We start from the raw sequence: 20,585 nt of genomic DNA on the forward strand, positions 1-20,585 counted from the left end.
GATTTGAAATGAAAAAGATTATAAATTATATTTCGGTACTGTTGTTACCGTTTATGTTCACAAGTTGTTTGAAGGATGATGCAATCATCGGTCCCGATGCAGGTGGGAATGTTGAAAATATCATCGAGTTTAAAAACTTTGTAGCGCCATCTTCGGGGACATCTAGTAAATATCCGCTGTATATTCAGGCTTTTGATATGGTTCCAACAACGGATTTTGCAATTCCTGTTCAAATAGCAGGGGTGTATAATCCGAAAGCGGATGTTAAAGTTACACTAGAATTGGATAATAGTATAATTACTGCTTATAATGCACAGAATGGATCGAAATATCAACCGTTGCAAACAGCGAATTATACTGTTTCAACTTACGAGATTACAATTCCAAAAGGTCAAAAAATTGGAAACTTAAACATCAAGTTTTTTCCTGAAAAATTCGATTTTAAAGAAAGCTATGCTTTGGGATTAAAAATCAAATCTGTAAGTGAGGGGACAATCTCTGGTAATTTTGGAGCAATAGTCTTAGGTGTTGTACCGAAAAACTTATATGACGGTGTTTACACCGTTGAAAAAGGGCTTGTACAACGTTATACTGGCGGTGCTTTAAATATTGGTGATGCATTGAACGGAAGTTTGGCTGGTAATCCAAAGGTTACGCTTAAATCAATAGATGGAAACACTGTCGAAATTACAAATATGAGATGGGCAGGTGGTACTTCTGGTATTGCTGGTATCGACAACTTGCGGGCGACAATTAACCCTGCTACTAATGAAGTCACTATGTTTGCTTTAGGTGCACCGACATTAAGAAATATTGCGGGGAAGGTCAATAAATATGATCCTGCAACAAAAACATTTACATTAAATTTTGACTGGGCACAAACAACGAATAAGAGAGAAATTCTTGATCTTCAGATCAAATTTGATTCTCCTAGACCATAGTGCTACAAATTTCACATAGAAAAGGTCGNNCGACCTTTTCTATGTGAAATTATTTTCTTTAGTGGTGCCTTAGTCTATGTTTTTATGTAATAATTACCTATATTTAGTTAACAATCTCTAGAACTTATATTATGAAATTATTAGGTACCTTATGCTTTCTGGCTTTGTCCATAAGTCTATATGGCCAGAATAACCCAGCCCGTCCTAAAGAGGGTGATGAGCAGTTCGCAGCGAAATTGAATAAGCAATTAAAATTATCGAATTCCGAAATACAACGTGATATTTCGGGCGAAGTAGTTCTTGATTTTCGTGTCAACGAACATGGGAAAATTGATTCAATTGATATCGTTCGGGATTTGGGCGATAAAATTTCACTCCGCTTGATCGATATTCTTAAACGATCGGGGGATTGGGAACCTGCTAAGAAGAATGGATCACCAGTAGCTTCGTGGGTTCGTTTTCCTTACAAAGTGTTAAGCTTGAGAGAATCTGCTAGTTCGTCGCTGCTAGTAAAGGCAGAACCAATTGAAGGCATGTCTACTTTCATTGAAAAATTCTATAAAAATTTCCAATATCCACCTGAAGCACTGAAAGCAGGCTTGTCTGGTGATTATGAGTTAAATTTTATTGTGAAAGAAGATGGGAAAATTACTGGTGTTAAATTAAAAGATGATCCTGGTTATGGTGTGTTAACGAGTGCACAACGTGCCCTAAACAGAGCAGGTAAATGGAAGCCAGCAACCCAAAACGGGGAGGCTGTAAAGTCTTCGGTTGTTGTTCCATTTAAGTTAAGCTTGAAAGAGTTTAGATCTCATATTTAATTAGTAAAGTGTTTTTATCAATTCCTAAAATAGAGGTAGTATTTGCTACCTCTATTTCTTTTCGCCAAACTGAAGTACATATCCATTATTATCATAAATAGCAAACTCGCGCATCCCCCATTCGAAAGTTTCTATTTCGTAACATATTTTGACAATATCCTTCAATTCTTCCCATAAATTATCAATATCATCTATGTTAAAATAAAGGGACCCTGTAAATTGTGCTGTTTCAAAAGCAATGCTTTCAACAGGATGCGAAAACATGATTTCGATGGTTCCACTTCGCAGTAGAGCCCAGTTCAATGCTTCGTTTTTTTCAACACATGTAAACCCGAGTTTTTCAGTATAGAACTGAATAGTTTGATCTAAGTTTTTTGTATATAATATTGGATTTAAGCTTTTGTAGTTCATCTTTATTTGCCTTTGATTGTTTTGAACTATTGTTTTGTCTTTTTGATAGTAGTTATGTGTTTTTTTTTATATTGTTATCGATTGTAATGATAGTTTTATGATGAAAAATACAAAATATTGCAGTATTTATTGTTACTTCATGAAAAAAATATTTACTTTTTTGGATTAAGGTGAGTTGTTTGTGTAATTGTTTGGTATTTAGTATTTTTTGTGTCGTTTTTTTGTGTGAAATACTATGATTTATATCGTTTGTTTTCCAGTTTTTTGATTCTATTTCTAACTTCTTGTTGCATCTTTAAAAGATTGTTTTATCTTTGCTTTTAACAAAACCTTAACATTTCATGTCTAGTTTTGCACACTAACTGTATTAGCCTGTTGGGCTCATCACTTTTGAAAAACATATATTAAAAGTTTCTTCGGTGCTTTTATCGTATTTAGTTAGATAAACTACTTATTTAAACAAACATAAACATATGAAACACAAACTACTCAGTTTTTTCGTGGGGAGTATGATCCTGTCGTCTGTTGCTTTTGCGCAAGAGAAGAAGATTAGCGGTCGTGTAACTGGCGCTGATGGGAAACCGTTGGTAGGAGTTACAATTGCCGTTCAAGGATCAAACATTGCTACTCAAACAGATGCAAATGGAAAATATTCTTTATCAGTTCCAGTTGGTAAAATGATGGTTTTTAGATCTGTCGGTCATTCTGATAAAACTGTAATCGTTAAAGAAGGACAATCATTATTCAATGTGTCTTTAGAGGATCAGAATACGGCATTAGATGAGGTCGTTGTAGTCGCTTATGGTACTGCCAAAAAAGAATCTGTGACTGGATCTGTAACTTCTGTCTCCGCAAAAGATATCGAAAAGAGACCGGTTACCAATGCATTTGCAGCTTTAGAGGGATCTGCTGCTGGTATTCAACTGAACAATACTTCTGGTATGCCAGGCGCAGAACCTAGTATACGGATACGTGGATTTTCATCATTGAATGGATCTAACAACCCGCTTTATGTCGTGGACGGTGTACCTTTTGGTGGTAATATCTCCGATATCAACCCCAATGATGTGGAAAGTATTTCAGTTTTAAAAGATGCTTCATCATCTGCACTTTATGGAAGTCGGGCTAGTAATGGGGTAATTATTATTACCACCAAGAAGGGTAAGGCTGGCCGTTCTCAGGTTAATATCTCAACAGATCAGGGTTTCTACTCGAGAGGTATTGCCGAATACGATCGCGTGAATGATAGACAATTTATGGAAGCCATGTGGCAGGGATATAGAAATAGTTTACTGACTAACAATTCGGCATCCTATCCAACAGTTCAATCTGCAAATGATGAAGCAACCAAATCTTTGGTGAGCAACTATTTGAAATTAAACATCTATGATAAAGCTGATGATAAACTATTTGATTCCAATGGAAAGCTTGTCTCTGATGCCCAAATAAAAAATGGATATGCAGACGATTTGGACTGGTTTAAAGAAGTAGATCGTGTGGGCCATCGTCAAAATTATAACATTGATGGAACTACTGCTACAGATAAAGCAAAGGTTTTTTATTCGACAGGATACCTAGACGAGAAAGGATACATTAAAAATTCGGGTTTAAAGAGGTTTACAGGTCGTCTAAATGCGGAATTGCAAGCTAAAGATTGGTTTAAATATGGCTTTAACTTAGCAGGTTCACATCAGATCTCAAATCAAATTAGTGGTTCTACTGACGATGCAGGTTCATTTGTTAATCCGTATAATTATGCAAGATCGATAGCACCAATCTATCCAATTCATTTGCATAATGCAGACGGATCTTATGCATTGGACGAGGCTGGAAAAATACAGTATGATAATGGTGAATCCACAAGATTGCAATATGTCGGAAGACATACCATTTGGGAAAATGAATTAAACAGAGACCAAACAGTTCGTAATACAGTAAATGGTAGAGGCTTTCTTGAGTTCAAGTTTCTGAAAGATTTTACACTAACTTTAAACGGTGATTTAAATCTTCGCAATTCAGAACGTCGTACGTATAATAACGCAATAATAGGGGATGGTGCCGGTCAGGGTAGAGCGGCTAGGAATATTTATCGCTACAAAAACTATACAGTTCAACAATTATTGACCTGGAACAAAGATTTTGGTTTACACCATCTGGACTTATTGGCAGGACATGAGAATTATTCTGACAACTGGAGTTATCTATATGGCTATAAAACAGATGAAATTTTTGAAGGCCAAACTGATATGGTAAATTTTACCAAAATTACATCGCTGTATGACTATCAGGAAGATTATCGTGTAGAAAGTTTCTTGTCTCGTGCTCGTTATAATTACGCTGGTAAATATTTTGCGGAGGCGTCGTTTAGAAGAGATGGTTCATCTCGATTCAGCCCAGACAATCGTTGGGGGAATTTTTGGTCATTAGGTGGTAGCTGGAGTGTATCTAAAGAAGATTTCTTTAAAGATATGCTGAATACCGTTAATGAGTTAAAGGTGAGAGCATCTTACGGTGAAGTAGGTAATGATGAAAGTGCAAATAAATATTCCTATTTATCATTATATGAGTTAAGCCAGAATGCGAATGCAGGTGCGGTCTTTAAAAGTCAAAACCCTTCTCCTGATTTAATATGGGAAACTTCAAGCTCTTTCTCGGCAGCAATAGAGGCAAGATTATTCAAACGTGCAAACTTGAGCTTTGAATACTTTAATAAGCAGTCACAAAATTTGATCTTCGATGTTAATCTACCATTATCTGCCGGAGCAACATCATCTTCAAGTGCAGTATCAACAGTTACAAAAAATATAGGCTCAATGTCAAATAGAGGCTTTGAGTTAACTTTTGATGTAGACGTGTTAAAAGGTGATGGTTGGAGATGGAATGTTGGTGCCAATGCAACTTGGTTGACAAATAAAATTTTATCACTACCTGAAGAGAATAGGGAGAACGGAATTGTAACTGGTAATTTCAAATGGGTTGAAGGCGGTGGACGTTATGATTTTTGGTTGTTTAAATATGCTGGGGTAGATCAGCTTACTGGTCGTTCACTTTACCTGGCAGATACACAGCGTTTTAATGTGAATGGTTCTGCGCCAGGAAAAGCAGAGATCCCTACAGCGGAACTTGTTGAAATTAATGGAAAATACTACGTAACTAATGCTTCTAGCTATGGTCTAAGGGGCTGGTCCGGATCGGTTATTCCTAAAATGAATGGAAGTTTCAATACCAGCTTTGAGTATAAAAACTTCAGCTTCTCAGCGTTATTCACTTACGCTATCGGTGGTAAAGTATACGATTCTTCCTATGCTGGTTTGATGGCCATGTCCGGTACTCCAAGTGCGTTGCACTCGGATATCATGAAATCGTGGAACGGTATCCCTGATGGAATGACAGCATCCTCGGCAAATAGATTGGATGTAAATGGCATTCCAGCTATTAACTTTTCTCAAAGTAGTATGAATAATTATGCTACTAGCGATCGTTTCTTAGTTGACGGATCCTATTTGGTTATCAAGAATATTGCGGTGGGTTATAGTTTGCCAAAAAAATTGGTTAGTAAAATAGATTTGTCTTCCGTGAGAGTTGTTGCTGGAATTGAAAACTTGTCTACAATGACAAAACGTAAAGGAATGAACCCACAACAGCAATGGAATGGTACCAGCACAAATGCGTGGGTTACTCCACGTACAATTTCTTTTGGTGTAAAAATTGGATTATAAGAAATCAAACAATGAAAAATAATAAATATATAAAAGTATTGTTAGCAGGAATGATTCTTGTTTCTTCTTGCAAAAAAGACTATCTAAATACAAGTCCTACAGATTCCGTTGAGCTTTCTAAAGTATTTGAGACGACAAAAAATGCTGAAGTAGCCGTTAACGGTTTGGCAAAAATGATGACCCAACAGTATTTAGGTAGCCAAGGCTTTAATGGAGAGGGGACAATCAAAATGTACTATGGAAACTATCCTGGAAACAATTTTTTTGTCAACTTAAGTGGCTGGGCAGACATTATTAATGCAAATTATAATCAAAACTTAACAAGTATTTACTTGTATTATCCTTGGTTTTATTACTATAAGATCATTGGTAACGCAAATCAAATTGTCGAAAATATAGATGCTGCGAATGGAAACTTAGCCGACAAACAATTTATAAAAGCGCAAGCATTGACTTACCGTGCTTACAGTTACATGATGCTAGCTCAAATCTATGGAAATAGATGGAGTGACTCAAATAATGGGCAGACAAATGGATTGGTGTTAAGAAAAGATGTGTCAACTGGAGATATGCCTTTATCAACCTTGAGCCAAACTTATGATTTGATCTATACGGATTTGAATGATGCCATTTCATTATATGAATCTTCAAAAATTAACCGTAATCCAAATGCCAATTATCAAGTGAATAAAGATGTTGCTTATGCGGTTTATGCTCGAGCTGCTTTGAACAAGCAGGATTATGTCAATGCTGAGAAATATGCAATTCTAGCGCGTGCTAATTATAAATTGATGAACAATACGGAGTATAAAAGTGGCTTTGCAAATCCAAATGGAGAATGGATTTGGAGTAGCTACGGTGCGTCTGATGAAACGTTATACTTCTATTCATTTCAATCGTATATTGCATATAATTCATCGGCAAGTGCTGTTAGAACAGCGCCGAAATGTATCAGTAGAGAATTGTTCGATAAAATTCCTTCAACAGATATTAGAAGAGATCTTTTCTTAGATCCAAAAGGCGAAGCGTATACAACAGCTACAGGATTGGCCGGAGCGACGATGAAGGCTAGGGCATTTGCCTTATATCCTGAATTACAGTCTAACGCTGTGCCATACGCTTACATGAATTTTAAGTTTAAAGCGAATGATCTACCGGGTGTTGGAAACTTAAATCACTTTAGGGCTTCCGAGATGTACCTCATTGAAGCTGAAGCGAAATTTTTCCAAAATAAAGCAGCAAGCGAAGTTCAAGGTGTGCTTAATACATTAAACGCTACTTCAGGAAGGAATGTCAACTATGTTTGTACAAAAACAGGCACAGATCTACTTAATGAAATTAAGCTGTATCGCGCGGTTGAACTATGGGGCGAAGGATTCGATTGGTTTGATATGAAACGTTGGGGAGATTCTATTGTAAGAAGAAATAATGCGAACGGAGGTAATTTCCTTACATCTCTAGCTGTTACGATTAATCCTCAAGATAAAAATAAGTGGACTTGGTCTATTCCTCTTCGTGAGAGCGATTATAATAAGGGGTTGGAATAATTCTAGGTATGAATCAATAGGATTGAAAGGCCGGTACAATTTTGTATCGGCCTTTTTATTTTAAAAATTTCTCAATGTATAGAAACTACCTGCAAGGTGATATATTACCAAATCATTAATTTTATGTATATAAATTAATAGACTAACAATTTATTAATATTAACTTAATATTGAGAATCTATTTTTACGCCGTTGAAAGATGATGGAATAGAAGAAGGAAAAATGATTCTGCTCGTATCATATCATCAAAAGCGAAAAAGATAATTTATTTAAAATTCTCATGAAAAAAGCACTTTTACTCTTAGCTCTGATAGGACCCGTTGTAGCACTTGCGCAAAATAATAATGCGCCCTCCAGCTATGATCCACATGATATCAAGATTACGGGGTACCTTCAAACACAGTTTCAAAAGGCGCAATCTCCTGGAATTACGTCCTTTTCAGGTGGGGATTTTTCAAAGAATTCGGATAACAGATTTATGATCCGCAGGGGACGTCTTAAAATTGATCGGGTGGATACGTACTCCAGTATTGTCTTTCAATTGGATGCTACTCAAGATGGCGTGCAGTTAATGGATGCCTTTATTCAATTGCGTCACCCAAGTCAAAAAGGCCTTAGTTTAACGGCGGGACTTTTCAATAGACCTTTTGGATATTCCATTGTATACTCATCGGGCTATCGTGACTTTCCGGAACGGGCACGTGTATTCCAGACGTTGATGCCACGCGAACGTGATCTTGGAGGGATGGTAAGTTATCATCCTGGGGGTAAAGTTAAATTCTTAAATTTAGATTTAGCCTTGGTGAACGGTAGTGGTCACTCCGCTAAGGACTATGATTCTAAAAAGGATCTGATCGGTAATCTTGCTTTTAAATTTGATAGTTTAGCCGATAAAAAACTTCATTTGGGCTTTGGCGGCTCGTTCTATAAAGGTTCAGTGCGTAATGATACGAAAACGTACTATACGCCCAATAGCAATGGTTATACAGCGCATACCAGTGATGAGAATGAAGGTAAAGCCATCGGCAGGAACTATTATGGAGCAAACTTACAGGTAGAGTTTGATAATAGCTTCGGGAAATCCAGTTTCAAAACCGAATATGTGGCAGGAGACCAGCCTGGAGTTGCCGGTGGTGTCGATATTAAAGGACCTTACGCCAGCAGAAGTTTTACAACCCAGCCGACAACAGACCTTTATCAACGTAAATTTAATGGATATTATCTTTGGTTTACGCAGGAGATTGCGAAGACCGGTATTACTGCATTGATAGCGTATGACGTATATGATCCAAATACGAAAGCAAGTGGCATGACAATCGGCATGCCTGATAATTTTACGGCCGATGGCGATGTTAAGTTTAGTACGCTGGGCTATGGTCTTGCATATCAAATTAACAATAGGATAAAACTGACCGTATATAATGAGCATGTAACGAACGAAACCACAAGTTTACCCAACTTTTCGGCTGATCTGAAAGATAATGTTTTCACTACAAGGCTGCTTTATCGTTGGTAAATTGGCTCAGTGCTGTTTTTTCGCGAATATCGGTGTTGAGGGGGAGGATCAATATTTAGTTTGACCAATATAGTAGGTTGTTTAGGCCGTTTGATTTAGAGATCTCCCGACACTTAGATGTTTTTCCGAATCCGGCTCAGTGATGATGCGGTAATCCCTAAATAGGACGCTAACATGGCTAATGGAACACGATTGGCTAAACCCGGGTAAAGTTTTAAGAACAGGAGATAGCGTTCTTTGGCATCGAGATTCATCATGGTATTTGCCGTTTTTAACTTACTTTCCACCACAAAAGCATAAAGTTTGGCCATCAGCAACGGCCAAACTTTAATTTCCTTTTCAAGAAGCGTAAAATTCTCAAAATCAAGGCTCCAGATCTCACTATCTGTGAGGGATTCTATATAGTCGTTGGAAGGTGTTCGATCCAAGAAGCTCTGAAGATCCCCAATAAAACGACCTTCATAAATAAAATAACGCGTAAAATCGTCGCCTTTACTGTTGTAATAGAGCGAACGGAATACCCCCGATTCCACAAAAGCAATGCTATTGTTTACTTTACCGCAAGCGACAAAATAGCTTGACTTTGGAATACTCTTTTTTTCGAATTCTTGTCGAATTAAGTTCTCTTCTCGCAAATCGAGCTGTCCAAATTTTCGGATGTATTCCAGTAATTGCTCCATGTTCCCTTTATATTACTTAGCTAATTTAATCAATTCTTCACGTTGAGGTCCTGTTGAAAGATACTTTATGGGAACTTCTAATTCTTCTTCGAGAAAAGATATAAATGTCCTCAAGGTTTGTGGAAGCAAGTTTGCTTGCTTGATATTACAGAAATCGGTATTCCAACCTTTTAAATATTTCCAGATCGGTTTAATTTTTTGTTCAGAAGATTGGGAAAATGCTAAAGAAATTTTTTGTTCATCTATTTCATAATGGGTACAGACGGGGATGTCAGCCATTTCGTTCAAAATGTCGGCCTTCGTAAGAACGAGTTCCGTAACTCCGTTTAACATAATGGCATATTTTAATGCTGGGATATCCAGCCAGCCGACACGACGGGGACGTTTGGTATTGGAACCGAATTCAGCTCCCTTTTCCCGTAAATCATTGGCAGCTTGTCCTGTGATCTCCGTTGGGAAAATACCATTCCCCACACGGGTGCAATAGGCCTTTGTAACGCCATAAATTTTATCCACCAGTTTAGGCGACACACCTAAGCTTACACAGGCTGCGGAGGCAATCGTATTTGATGAGGTCACATAGGGATAACTTCCATGGTCGATATCAAGCAGAGTTGCCTGCGCGCCTTCCGCCAATACCTTCTTGCCATCTCGGATCGCCTTATTCAGAAAGATTTCAGTATCTATAATTGGCACTTGTTTTAAGGAAGTGCATCCTTGAATAAAATTGTGGTAGAGCTCTTCGAATGCAGGCATTTCTTGTCCCAAAAACTGTAGTTCTTTGTATTGGCGGTTTAAAATTTGATATATGTCAGTGTCAAAACTATCCGAGTGAATATCACCAACGCGAAGGTTCTGTCTGAGTATTTTATTGGAATAGCTTTGCGCAATTCCATTTTTGGTCGTTCCTATCGTGCGATACAGTGGGGACTGTTCCATATAGATATCCCAATAACGATGGGTCGGTAAAACGAGATGCGCTTTTTGGGATATCAAAATTCTATCAACGAGATCTTGATCTGGCATAATGTGCGCTAGTTCTTCGATTTCTGCTTTAAATGCTAATGGGTCAACTACCACACCGGTGCCAATAATGTTTTTAACATGCGGTGAAAAGATGCCTGATGGGAGTAGTTTAAGCGTAACTTTGTTACCTTGATAGTAAATACTATGTCCGGCATTTGCGCCGCCATTAAAACGGGCGATAATGTCATAGTCGCTTCCGATCAGATCAATGAATTTTCCTTTACCTTCGTCTCCCCATTGGAGCCCAATTAGAATGTCCATGTTGCGTTTGTCTTGAATTTATGGTCAAAGCTAGGGCTTGCAAGGCGGAGGACAATTGCCATTTGGCAAAAAGTGCTCCTCATTATCATTTGGCCAGCAGTCTTAATGCGTATGGATTGCACTTAAGCTTGTTTGTGTCCCAACCGTTGTACTTTTTGTAGCCATTTATTCCGTTTAATAGGATCGGAAGTTTTGATAATTCCGATATAGGTGACTTTAACCGGCGATATTCCACAAAATTGAAGGGTGGATCTTTTTAGTTGATTAACACTTGGCCTGCCGTAAACTAAAGCATAATACCAACTTGGTTGATCGAGTGTTGTAATGATCCGGGCAGTTTTTCCTTTGAGTAATTTGTCCCAAAATAGAGAGTTTTCGCGATATTGAAAAGCCCGTCCAGGTAAAAAAAGTCTGTCGATAAAGCCTTTCATCAAGGCTGGAAGACCGCCCCACCAAACGGGATGTATCCAGACCAAATGATCGGCCCATAAGATGTCTTCCCAGGCAAGAAGTAGGTCCTGCTCAAGTTCTGTCCGTTTACGATAACCAAATTCAAGGTTTGGATTGAAATCTAGGTCAATAATATGGATTGTTCGTACTGTAGCTCCGGACGCTGCCGCAGCTTCTTGATAGGCATTTGCGATGCCAAAATTGAAAGATTCCCGATTCGGGTGGCCATTGATAATCAGTATTTTTTTCTCCATGATGTTTTATTACATCACAAAAATAGAAATAGGGCTACCGTCTTTACAGGACAAATGTCTAAAAAGAAATTTCGCTGCGAATACGACTTAAATGACGTTGTGTAATGCCTAAATAGGAAGCGAGGTATTGTAAAGGAAGCTGTTGGATAAAATCAGGATGATCTTTGAGTAAATTGGCATAACGTTGTGATGCGGTTTCTTTTTGTAATTGAAAGACGCGTTTTTCAAGTTCAAGATATTGTTCCTCGGCAATCATTTTAAGGTATTTTGTCCATTTTAGGCTATTTTTAGCAAGCTTATCAATCATATTTTTTTTGATCGTCCACAGTTCGGCAGGGGTAATGGCCTGCATGGTCTCCATACTTGGCCCGCCTGTAATAAAGGAGGAGTAGGCCGCTATCCATGTATTGGGAAAGCGGAAACAATAGGTAATATCTGCCCTATTCGCACTGCTATAATAAGAACGGAAGATCCCTGATTGTATAAATGCAACCTCATGACAAGGTTGATTCTCTTTAACAAAAAAGTCGTTTTTGTTCAGCTTTCTGTATTCAAAAAGCTGAACAATCTGATTGATCTCTTCTTCGTCGAACAGACGCAAAGACCGAAAATATGTTGCTATCATGAAGTCCAAACTTAGAAAAATTGCGGTGTTCCTACAAGATAGATTCGATGTGTTTTAATCGGCTCAATGTTTAGTTTGCCGATTGACCAACAGGGTAGATTTTTAATTCGCATCAATTAGAATGGCCAATTGCAGGCACATTTGATCGGAGCGATTGCTCCAAGCATGATTGGTGCCGCGTTGGATGACAATATCGCCGGCTTGTAAAAGCGTTTCTTCTGTATCTGTAATCAAGTAAATCTCTCCTGAAAGAATAACGATGTAATCTAAACTTGCTGTCTGATGCATGAGGGGATGAGGGGTACCAATCGTCGTTTCTATACCAAGTTCCCGATCGGGTGGGATCTGTACATAGCGGAAGTACGTGCCATTTTTGATGACTTGGGGTATAGCGCTGTTTTCTATGGGATGCTCTTTCTCAAACTTGGCCGGCATTTGGCTGGTTTGCCAGATATCGGAAATAACAAGATTGGGATAGTGCTCTGATACATTATCGACCAATGCATCCGCTTCGATAAAGGATTTTCCGGCACGTATGCCTGTCACGATTCGTCTAGGTATAGTTCTCATTGATTTTGTATAATTAATTTATTGCCTTGAGTCTGGTTTTTTTTCAACATTAGATGCCCTTTTTCTATTGTTTCGGGGCTCAGTTTACCAATAAGATAAATAGGGGCGGGTTGAATAATTTCTTGCTCAATAGTGTGTCTGATTCGATCCAGTCCATTTTTGAAATAGGGATAATTCAGTCTTTGGGCGTGGATAAAGTTGGATATATTGATGATCTGTGCGGCCGAACTAAATAGTTGGTCTCTTGCTGCCGCGGTCGTAAAATGTGTGATGTCGATATAAGTTCCATAGGGTTTTAATACTGCGGCGGCGACTTCCGAGAGATGCTGCCCCACCGCATCAATAGCGACGTCAATACCTTGCTGATTACTTTTAAGCTTGATTATTTCCGTTAAATTCTCATTTCGATAATTGATGACACTGTCTTTTTGCAGTCCTAGTTGGCGTAATTTTTCAATACTGCCCATACTTCCTGCTGTCGCAACGATATTTTTAATGCCGTTAGCCAGGAGTAATTTTAATGCAAAAAGACCCACGCCTCCAGACGCTCCGGTTAGGAAAATATGATCTTGCGGATTAATTGCTGCTCGGTCGAAAACCTGCAATGCGGTGATGCCAGCGGTAGGAAGTGCTGCTGCTTGCTCAAACGAAATATTTTTTGGCTTAGGGGCAACGAGGCCGGCTGGTAACTGAATGTATGCTGCATAGGTTCCGTTACTGCCCATGCTGCCACAGGCAAAAAATACTTCATCTCCAATTGCGTATTCACTTACATCTGAACCTTTATCTGTGACAATTCCTGCCCCTTCTCTACCAAGTATGGGTGAAAATATATAACGTCGTTCAAATTCATTTTCACGCATCTGGTAGTCTATGGGGTTGAGTGCTGAAGCTAATATTTTAATTTTCACTTCGTTGGACTTCAGTTGAGGAAGCTCAACCTCCGCATTTATCAATTGATTGTCTTTATCCAGTATAACCGCGTTCATATCGCTATTTATTTAAATGATGGCATCCCTATGAAAAATTCCTGCCGAAATAATGTATGTTATATCAGCATTCTTTCATCTTATATAGTTGATATGACAAATCTACCTTTCGTTTGCTATATATTTGTTGGTAGTTAACAAGTGGTAACTAGTCGTTGGAAATCAATATGGGACAAGTTTTGGAAGGAAATCAAATGCGGGAGGCGAGTTGTACAGAAGAATTGCGCGCTATACGTGACGCGCTGGATATTTTGGGCGGAAAATGGAAATTGATGATATTGCGTTATTTGGCTAATCGGGAGTTGCAGGAAATTTATTTCAAAAAAATGGAACGGGAGATTCAGGGAATTTCTGCAAAAGTGTTGACAAAAGAACTTCGAGACCTTGAATTAAACTTGTTAGTCGCCCGCCAGCCCAGTGAAGACCCCGTGAAAGTGTTCTATAAAATTACCGCCTATGGTAAAAGTGTATTCCCCGTTACCGAATCACTGGTCAGTTGGGGGTTGGAATACCGAGAGAAAGTGAAACAAGAACTCGCTGCATTAACGAAATAGCAATTTATTCCGATTGAAGAATTAACTTTTTGATCAGTGAAATCTGACCAAGGTGATAATAGCTATGTTCGATTACAGCTTCGATATTTCTGAGGTAAGATCCATACTTTTTATCAATAAATGGCTGATCGAAGAGGTTTTCTTCAAATTGGGCAATGCTGTTGGCAAATGTGGCTGCGTTTTTTAGGAATCGATCTACTAGTGTATCCCAGTCTGCTTTGGATTGGATAGGCGGGATATCAAAGCTGTATTTATCACTAATTTCCAATTTTCCATACGTAAATGCAGCTAGTAAACCTTCTAGGTAATAATTGATATGATAGGTTAGCGCAGCGATGGAATTCAGATTATTTATTTTGAATATGGCCTGTTCCCAGGTCGTATTCAGTAGTTGTTCCTGATAGTTGGTGTTGGCAATCCAACGTCCATTCAAAAAAACTTCGCGAAGCCTGTCTGCAATAAATATACGTCTTTCCATTTTGTAATTTATCTTTCTAATAATCAGTTGTTCTACTGCTTTTGTTTTATTATACGTTTACACTATACAGCATCGTCGAGGAATTATAATCGACTATCTGTCCAATTTACATACAATTTTCCGATTCTTCATCTTCAGTTAATCTCTTGTTAATAAGACTTTTCTTTTTTTGTATAAAGTCATTGTTACCACGAAACTATGTTTACACTAACCGGAAGAGATCTAAAAAATGTTTGGGACCAATTTGTGAAAGAGGAGTGTGAAGATTCATTTTATGCTTTATACAAACATTATTACCATTATCTTTCCTATTTGGGAACGAAAAAGAAAATGTCGGTACAGCGTATTCAGGATAGTGTGAATGATGTATTTCTACATCTTTGGGAAAAGAAGACTGACAATCAAAAAATACGCAATCATCATAATTATATTATTACGGTTTTCTTTCAAAAACTTTTTCGCAAGGAAACACTGCAACTGACAGATTTGGATTTTGTGGAAGAAATCCATGATCCGTCAATCCATCACTCTGTTGAAGAACAACATATACGTGCGGTAACAACAAATACCGTAACACAGTTGGTTGAGGAGCATATGGAGCAATTGGGAACAAAACAACGGCTGGTGATTTACCAACGATTTTTTTTGGATCTTTCTTATCAGGAAATCGCTGATGCCAATCAGGTTTCGATCCATACGATCTATAATACCATTTATAAATCCCTAGAAAAAATAAAAAATAACCTTTCTAGTGAACAAGAAATCTTTCTTAAAGTTGCCGTAGGGCTACTTTCTTCATTTTTGTTGATTTTTTATTAAAAACGAGTAGTGAAAAAATGACCCTGCCCACTCTATTGTATAAATTACGATTAGAGTGGTATGAACGAACTTAATTTGCATGCGTTATTATTGGACGAATCTTTTGTGAACTATTGCAAGGGAACGAATAAAGAGGATATCGAAAAATGGGAAAAATGGTTACAAAAATATCCTGAACATAAAGCGTCCATAGCGGAGTTGCAGGAGACCATTGTGGCAATGGGACATTATGCGGGTGAACTATCCGTTCAAACAAACTATGATCGTTTGCAGTCTCAAATAAAAAAGCGCGCTAACCAACACCGCTTTACAGAAATTGGTATGGCTGTCTGGTTAAAAATTGCGGCGCTCCTAGTCGCTGTTAGCGCTATCTCACTGTTTCTATTTAAACAACAGCTTGCTGAAGAACAGCCAAAAAACGTGCAGCATATTGGTGCTCCAGGAAAGGATGATGCTCTATTAACACTAAAAGATGGCTCCGTTGTTTCATTAGCTGATATAAAAAATGGAAGTGTGGTAGCACTTCAAGGCGGGGTAGAAATACAAAAGAATAAAGACGGTGAATTGGTTTATAAAGCCGTTGAACAAGGGGAAGCAGCCAGCACTGCTGTGAATAAAATAACGACCAATCGCGGAAACCAATATCAAATTATATTGCCCGACGGATCCAAAGCATTTCTCAATGCAAATTCGACGTTGACCTATCCTTTGAAATTTAGTGAAAACGAACGGCATGTCCATATGACCGGAGAGATTTACTTTGAAATTGCAAAAATTGAGACGGGAATAGGAGTGGGAAGGCGAATTCCTTTTTACGTGGAGACAGCAAATCAAAAAATTGAGGTGCTTGGTACGCATTTTAATGTGAACGCATATGATGACGAACCTTATACAACAACAACTTTATTGGAGGGAGTTGTACGCGTTAGTTCGAAAAAAAGAAATGAATCGGTGCTCTTAAAACCAGGGCAGCGGGCCTTGTTAAATGAAGCCCTGCGTGTAGAAAATGTCGATATCTCTCAGGAAGTAGCTTGGATAAATGGTGACTTTGTTTTTAAAGGAGAGGAGTTAGTAAGTCTGCTGCGTAAAGTTTCAAGGTGGTACAACGTGGATGTAGCATGTCCCGAACGACTTGAAAAGCTGAAATTTGATGGTATGGTATCGCGTTCTCAGCCGCTATCTACCATTATTGATATGTTGCAAACAACAGGAAAAGTAAAATTAACGCTAAATGGAAGGAGGCTTATTGTGATAGATTGACCTATCTAATTTTTACGATAAGCCGGATAAAAACAACCAAAGGTGCTGGTAACACCTTTGGTCAATGTGTTAAGCTTATCGATCATGTTGCGATTCAATGATCATCAAATAATATTAACAACAACAAATATATGAGTTTTTATCAATGCATGCGTGTTATGAAAATCACCATGGTATTTTTAACTTGTTTGTTGGTGAAAGTCAGTGCGTTTACTTACGGTCAACGTATTACACTTAACAAACAAAATAGTCATATCCCAGCTATTTTAAAAGAAATAAGGCAGCAGAGCGGTTATGACTTTTTTTACGATAATGGGCTCTTTAACCGAGCAAAACCCGTTAATGTCAATCTAAACAATGCAACTGTTGAAGAAGCATTGAATATATGTTTTGCAGGACAACCGTTCGGTTATGTTGTGAAAAATAAACTGGTTGTTGTTACGGCGCTTCGGACTGTGCTGGAAGAGCCCGCCGATGTATTGCAGCAGCGCTTGGTTGGTCGAGTTATTGATCAACAGACAAAAAGGACATTGGCCAGTGTTTCTATCCGTGTTAAAGGGACATCTGGAGGAACGAATTCTGATACAAATGGAAACTTTTCGCTATCGATTTCTAAAATTCCTACTGTTCTCGTTCTTTCCTATCTGGGCTATCAGACCAAGGAAATTGAAATTAATGATGTAAAGGAAAACCTTGTTATTGGATTGAGCCCTCTTGCTACAGCATTGGAAGAGGTCACCGTTCAGGCAAGGCGTAAAATGAACACTGAAACGGCCGTGCTGGAAGAACGTAAACGCGCTTCTATTGTACAGGATGCTATTTCGGCCGAATTGATTGAGCGTACGGCCAGTATCACAACTACACAGGCGTTACAGCGCGTTACTGGTGTTACGGTGACTGACGATAAATATGTGGCAGTAAGAGGGCTAGGTGATCGATCTGTGATCGGTCAGTTGAACGGCGTAAGATTGGCTTCTTCTGATCCTGACCGTAGTGCCATCCCATTGGATCTTGTTCCAGCTTCCTTATTGGATAATATTACCGTTTATAAAACAGTAACACCAGACAAACCTGCCGATGCTGCTTCGGGTATCGTTGAGCTGAAAACGAAATCTGTACCTGAGAAAATGACATTTGAGCTTATCGCTCAAACCGGGCTCAATTCCAACATTGGTTTGGGTGGGAATTATAACAGCTTTTGGAACAGTGAGATGGGATTATTTGGAACACGAATCAATAAAAAAGACCTTTCCTCGGATTTTCTAAATCTTGCAACGCAATATCCCAATGGATTAAGTTCTATCCAGGATATGATCGCCAATAGCAACTATAGTCCCTCAGGATACCAGGAGGTAAACCGGGTTAATGCGATTATGAAAGGGTTTGATCCCGTTATGACAACTCGATACCGCCGCGCGCCCATGAATCAACTTTACTCGGCAACATTCGGTAATAGTTATGATGTTTTTGGAAAACACAAACTGGGGCTTGTTGTCGGAGGAAATTATTATAGAAGAACCGCTGATATTTATCAGGGTGAACTGACCCAGTATAGCATCTATCAAGGGGTAGTGACTGGTAATCCTGATATTTTTAGTTTTAGAAATATCCCTAATTATATTACACCGAATAGTCTTTTTATGGGGAAGTATCAAACTTATCGTGAAAATACAGGAACCGAAACACTAAACTATGGTACACTTGTAGGGGTCACCTACCGTTTTAATCCACAGCATGAGGTCAGTATGCAATATTTGGGAAGCTGGGGAGGAGAGTCTATCGCAACAAATTTAAATGGACGCTATGAGTATTCGGGTTTGCCTGGCGAAGTCAGAAGTACTATTCATTCGCTTAAACAGACTTTCCGTAATCTGAATACCTTTAACCTACAGGGCGAACATAAGTTTTTGAAAAATGAGCTCTCGCCTCGTTTGAGTTATAATGTTGCAACGTCAAAGTCCACACAGAATGACCCGGATTTTAGATTTGCTAGTCTTGTAGACTACAAACCTCGGGGTGGAGGATGGTATCGGCGTCCCATTATAGGTGAGCAGGCTCATTTTGATGACTATGTATATTCTGAACATCTCTATGCACTTACATCGGGCTATGTAAACGGATTCGGAAATTATGGTATTATTCAAGCTGAACCTAATGGTCGGAGATGGAGAAATTTGAACGAAGATAATTTTAATGCAAAAGCTGATCTGAGTTTTCCTTTCAGGCTATTGGGTGAAAAGCAGTTGTTTAAAACGGGATTCAATTATTTATTTAGAGATCGTAAATTTACAGAAAACCAGCTGTTTCTGCCAGGGTCTAATTTCACTGGAAATAAATCAATTCCATTATATGATGTTCAGTGTAATTTAGACCGTTTGGTAAGCAATGAAATTGTAGGTGTTGTATTACCAAAAGCGGGGCAGGGTGAAGGTATGATGCCAGTAGGTGGTTTTCTATACAATAGCCAAAAATCGCCAAATAACTACAAAGGTTATTTTGAAACCAATGCATTATATGGTATGCTGGATCTCAAGATTGCTGAACGATTCCGCATGGCCGGAGGAGTTCGGTTTGAGATGACAAATATTGGTTCGACAGTGGATACTGCGAATGTATTTTTAGACCCTGCACTGACCGCAACATCTCCAGATGGTACACGTATTCCTCTGGATCCGATTAATCCCAATTCTGTCTATAAAACAAAATATAAACCATTCTATTCTGTCAATGCAACCTATACGTTGAATGACAATATGAATTTTCGTGGGGCCTTCAACACGACTCTGGCGAGACCCGAATTGCGTGAGATTACCAATGTATTTGAATTTGATGCCTTTCAAATGGGCTTAGTTGTTGGTAATCCCAATTTGAAAAATCAATATACCCAAAATGCGGATTTTCGATGGGAATGGTTTCCTGCTAAAGGAGAGGTTATTGCCGTGTCGGCTTTTGGAAAGCGTATAGAAAATCAATTGGTTAAGGTCTTTAATCTAAAAACCCAAGGGTTAGCTGCTACTTATCCTGAATTTCCAACCATCCAATTTCAGAATGACGGTAATATTGGTAAGGTATGGGGATTGGAATTTGAAGTTGTCAAGAATTTGGGAACATTATATGATCCTTTAAAAAACTTGTTTTTGGGTACCAATCTTTTATTGGCTCAAAGTGAAATTAAGAAATCTGCGGAGCGTTATGAAGCAAATCGTTCACTGGATAGATATACCCCAAAAAATAGTCCGTTGTTTGAACAGGCTCCCTATTCGATTAATGCTTGGTTAAACTATGATAACGAAAAATCAGGAACCGATCTCACTGTGACCTTTAATATGGTTGGGGAACGCTTAGTCCAAATTAATCTGACAGGGGAACCAGATCTGTATACACAGCCCGTGCCTTACCTTGATTTTGTTTTTTCCCAAAAGCTAAATAAACGGATCTTGTTTAAAGGCTATGCCAAAAATATAATGAATCCTGCTATTAAAACTGTTTATGCGAATCCGCAAACCGGAGGAAAGTGGTATGGAAATGAGTATATCAACAGAAGTTATAAGCGCGGTGCGGAAATTATGATCGGTTTTACCTATAACTTATTTTAATCCAATGAAAATCAGTATGTGTAAACGCGTGAGTTGTCGGTTTTTTGCTGTTACAGCTTTATGTTTTT

The 20,585-nt window shown here is 38.5% G+C and carries 17 protein-coding genes; 9 read left to right on the plus strand and 8 right to left on the minus strand.

What is annotated here, in order from left to right; translation table 11 throughout:
• Nucleotides 1-8 precede the first annotated feature (8 nt).
• Together B3P16_RS01165 and B3P16_RS01170 are read left to right on the plus strand one after the other, a co-directional pair.
• The gene (locus B3P16_RS01165; protein ID WP_159332777.1) at nucleotides 9-941 is read left to right on the plus strand and encodes a DUF1735 domain-containing protein; all 933 of its coding nucleotides are present in this window, start codon (nucleotides 9-11) and stop codon (nucleotides 939-941) included.
• 131 nt (nucleotides 942-1,072) lie between these two features.
• Nucleotides 1,073-1,762: an energy transducer TonB gene (locus B3P16_RS01170; protein ID WP_286752473.1), complete on the plus strand. Its 690-nt coding sequence runs from the start codon at nucleotides 1,073-1,075 to the stop codon at nucleotides 1,760-1,762.
• Between the two features lie 51 nt (nucleotides 1,763-1,813).
• On the opposite strand, the gene B3P16_RS01175 is transcribed toward B3P16_RS01170, so the two are convergent.
• On the minus strand, nucleotides 1,814-2,173 hold the full coding sequence (locus B3P16_RS01175) for a VOC family protein (protein WP_286752474.1): 360 nt from the start codon (nucleotides 2,171-2,173) through the stop codon (nucleotides 1,814-1,816).
• Between the two features lie 473 nt (nucleotides 2,174-2,646).
• Between B3P16_RS01175 and B3P16_RS01180 the strand changes: the two genes are divergently transcribed.
• The 3 genes from B3P16_RS01180 (at nucleotide 2,647) to B3P16_RS01190 (ending at nucleotide 8,955) form a co-directional block, all read left to right on the plus strand.
• A complete protein-coding gene (locus B3P16_RS01180) occupies nucleotides 2,647-5,892 on the plus strand; it encodes a SusC/RagA family TonB-linked outer membrane protein (protein ID WP_286752475.1) in 3,246 nt (1,081 codons plus the stop codon).
• Nucleotides 5,893-5,903: 11 nt separating this feature from the next.
• Nucleotides 5,904-7,439, plus strand: a complete 1,536-nt coding sequence (locus B3P16_RS01185; RefSeq protein ID WP_286752476.1) for a RagB/SusD family nutrient uptake outer membrane protein — start codon at nucleotides 5,904-5,906, stop codon at nucleotides 7,437-7,439.
• Between the two features lie 280 nt (nucleotides 7,440-7,719).
• Nucleotides 7,720-8,955 (plus strand): porin, encoded by a 1,236-nt coding sequence (locus tag B3P16_RS01190; protein WP_286752477.1) that lies wholly within the window; start codon nucleotides 7,720-7,722, stop codon nucleotides 8,953-8,955.
• Between the two features lie 113 nt (nucleotides 8,956-9,068).
• Here the strand turns inward: B3P16_RS01190 and B3P16_RS01195 are convergent, their stop codons facing one another.
• The 6 genes from B3P16_RS01195 to B3P16_RS01220 form a co-directional block, all read right to left on the minus strand.
• Entirely contained in the window at nucleotides 9,069-9,635 is a 567-nt protein-coding gene (locus B3P16_RS01195; RefSeq protein WP_286752478.1) for a Crp/Fnr family transcriptional regulator, read from the minus strand.
• A 12-nt stretch (nucleotides 9,636-9,647) separates the two neighbouring features.
• Nucleotides 9,648-10,922, minus strand: coding sequence for an adenylosuccinate synthase (locus B3P16_RS01200; protein ID WP_286752479.1), 1,275 nt, complete (start codon nucleotides 10,920-10,922; stop codon nucleotides 9,648-9,650).
• Between the two features lie 122 nt (nucleotides 10,923-11,044).
• Complete coding sequence (locus B3P16_RS01205) at nucleotides 11,045-11,626, minus strand: NAD(P)H-dependent oxidoreductase (RefSeq protein ID WP_286752480.1); 582 nt, start codon at nucleotides 11,624-11,626, stop codon at nucleotides 11,045-11,047.
• A 58-nt stretch (nucleotides 11,627-11,684) separates the two neighbouring features.
• Nucleotides 11,685-12,251, minus strand: coding sequence for a Crp/Fnr family transcriptional regulator (locus B3P16_RS01210; RefSeq protein WP_286752481.1), 567 nt, complete (start codon nucleotides 12,249-12,251; stop codon nucleotides 11,685-11,687).
• Nucleotides 12,252-12,353: 102 nt separating this feature from the next.
• Nucleotides 12,354-12,821 (minus strand): cupin domain-containing protein, encoded by a 468-nt coding sequence (locus B3P16_RS01215; RefSeq protein ID WP_112373615.1) that lies wholly within the window; start codon nucleotides 12,819-12,821, stop codon nucleotides 12,354-12,356.
• On the minus strand, nucleotides 12,818-13,810 hold the full coding sequence (locus B3P16_RS01220; protein ID WP_286752482.1) for an NADP-dependent oxidoreductase: 993 nt from the start codon (nucleotides 13,808-13,810) through the stop codon (nucleotides 12,818-12,820). Before B3P16_RS01220 ends, B3P16_RS01215 begins: the two co-directional genes overlap by 4 nt.
• A 167-nt stretch (nucleotides 13,811-13,977) precedes the next feature.
• On the opposite strand from B3P16_RS01220, the gene B3P16_RS01225 reads away from it, so the two are divergent.
• Nucleotides 13,978-14,364, plus strand: a complete 387-nt coding sequence (locus tag B3P16_RS01225; RefSeq protein WP_112374037.1) for a winged helix-turn-helix transcriptional regulator — start codon at nucleotides 13,978-13,980, stop codon at nucleotides 14,362-14,364.
• 4 nt (nucleotides 14,365-14,368) lie between these two features.
• Here B3P16_RS01225 and B3P16_RS01230 read toward each other — a convergent pair whose 3' ends face one another.
• Nucleotides 14,369-14,842, minus strand: coding sequence for a DinB family protein (locus B3P16_RS01230; RefSeq protein ID WP_286752483.1), 474 nt, complete (start codon nucleotides 14,840-14,842; stop codon nucleotides 14,369-14,371).
• 198 nt (nucleotides 14,843-15,040) lie between these two features.
• Here B3P16_RS01230 and B3P16_RS01235 point away from each other — a divergent pair, with 198 nt between their 5' ends.
• The 3 genes from B3P16_RS01235 to B3P16_RS01245 all read left to right on the plus strand — a co-directional run bounded on the left by B3P16_RS01235 (nucleotide 15,041) and on the right by B3P16_RS01245 (nucleotide 20,517).
• On the plus strand, nucleotides 15,041-15,661 hold the full coding sequence (locus tag B3P16_RS01235) for an RNA polymerase sigma factor (protein WP_286752484.1): 621 nt from the start codon (nucleotides 15,041-15,043) through the stop codon (nucleotides 15,659-15,661).
• Nucleotides 15,662-15,721: 60 nt separating this feature from the next.
• Nucleotides 15,722-16,921, plus strand: a complete 1,200-nt coding sequence (locus B3P16_RS01240; protein ID WP_286752485.1) for a FecR family protein — start codon at nucleotides 15,722-15,724, stop codon at nucleotides 16,919-16,921.
• Between the two features lie 131 nt (nucleotides 16,922-17,052).
• Nucleotides 17,053-20,517, plus strand: a complete 3,465-nt coding sequence (locus B3P16_RS01245) for a carboxypeptidase-like regulatory domain-containing protein (RefSeq protein ID WP_286752486.1) — start codon at nucleotides 17,053-17,055, stop codon at nucleotides 20,515-20,517.
• Nucleotides 20,518-20,585 lie beyond the last annotated feature (68 nt).

Origin of the sequence: Sphingobacterium sp. UBA7631, from assembly GCF_002483935.1 — a bacterium.
Taxonomy (GTDB): Bacteria; Bacteroidota; Bacteroidia; order Sphingobacteriales; family Sphingobacteriaceae; genus Sphingobacterium; species Sphingobacterium multivorum.

What these genes read in the sequence shown, in the direction of transcription:
- B3P16_RS01165 (WP_159332777.1), top strand. Translation starts at nt 9, where the DNA reads ATGAAAAAGATTATAAATTATATTTCGGTACTGTTGTTACCGTTTATG.
- B3P16_RS01170 (WP_286752473.1), top strand. Translation starts at nt 1,073, where the DNA reads ATGAAATTATTAGGTACCTTATGCTTTCTGGCTTTGTCCATAAGTCTA.
- B3P16_RS01175 (WP_286752474.1), bottom strand. Translation starts at nt 2,173, where the DNA reads ATGAACTACAAAAGCTTAAATCCAATATTATATACAAAAAACTTAGAT.
- B3P16_RS01180 (WP_286752475.1), top strand. Translation starts at nt 2,647, where the DNA reads ATGAAACACAAACTACTCAGTTTTTTCGTGGGGAGTATGATCCTGTCG.
- B3P16_RS01185 (WP_286752476.1), top strand. Translation starts at nt 5,904, where the DNA reads ATGAAAAATAATAAATATATAAAAGTATTGTTAGCAGGAATGATTCTT.
- B3P16_RS01190 (WP_286752477.1), top strand. Translation starts at nt 7,720, where the DNA reads ATGAAAAAAGCACTTTTACTCTTAGCTCTGATAGGACCCGTTGTAGCA.
- B3P16_RS01195 (WP_286752478.1), bottom strand. Translation starts at nt 9,635, where the DNA reads ATGGAGCAATTACTGGAATACATCCGAAAATTTGGACAGCTCGATTTG.
- B3P16_RS01200 (WP_286752479.1), bottom strand. Translation starts at nt 10,922, where the DNA reads ATGGACATTCTAATTGGGCTCCAATGGGGAGACGAAGGTAAAGGAAAA.
- B3P16_RS01205 (WP_286752480.1), bottom strand. Translation starts at nt 11,626, where the DNA reads ATGGAGAAAAAAATACTGATTATCAATGGCCACCCGAATCGGGAATCT.
- B3P16_RS01210 (WP_286752481.1), bottom strand. Translation starts at nt 12,251, where the DNA reads ATGATAGCAACATATTTTCGGTCTTTGCGTCTGTTCGACGAAGAAGAG.
- B3P16_RS01215 (WP_112373615.1), bottom strand. Translation starts at nt 12,821, where the DNA reads ATGAGAACTATACCTAGACGAATCGTGACAGGCATACGTGCCGGAAAA.
- B3P16_RS01220 (WP_286752482.1), bottom strand. Translation starts at nt 13,810, where the DNA reads ATGAACGCGGTTATACTGGATAAAGACAATCAATTGATAAATGCGGAG.
- B3P16_RS01225 (WP_112374037.1), top strand. Translation starts at nt 13,978, where the DNA reads ATGGGACAAGTTTTGGAAGGAAATCAAATGCGGGAGGCGAGTTGTACA.
- B3P16_RS01230 (WP_286752483.1), bottom strand. Translation starts at nt 14,842, where the DNA reads ATGGAAAGACGTATATTTATTGCAGACAGGCTTCGCGAAGTTTTTTTG.
- B3P16_RS01235 (WP_286752484.1), top strand. Translation starts at nt 15,041, where the DNA reads ATGTTTACACTAACCGGAAGAGATCTAAAAAATGTTTGGGACCAATTT.
- B3P16_RS01240 (WP_286752485.1), top strand. Translation starts at nt 15,722, where the DNA reads ATGAACGAACTTAATTTGCATGCGTTATTATTGGACGAATCTTTTGTG.
- B3P16_RS01245 (WP_286752486.1), top strand. Translation starts at nt 17,053, where the DNA reads ATGAGTTTTTATCAATGCATGCGTGTTATGAAAATCACCATGGTATTT.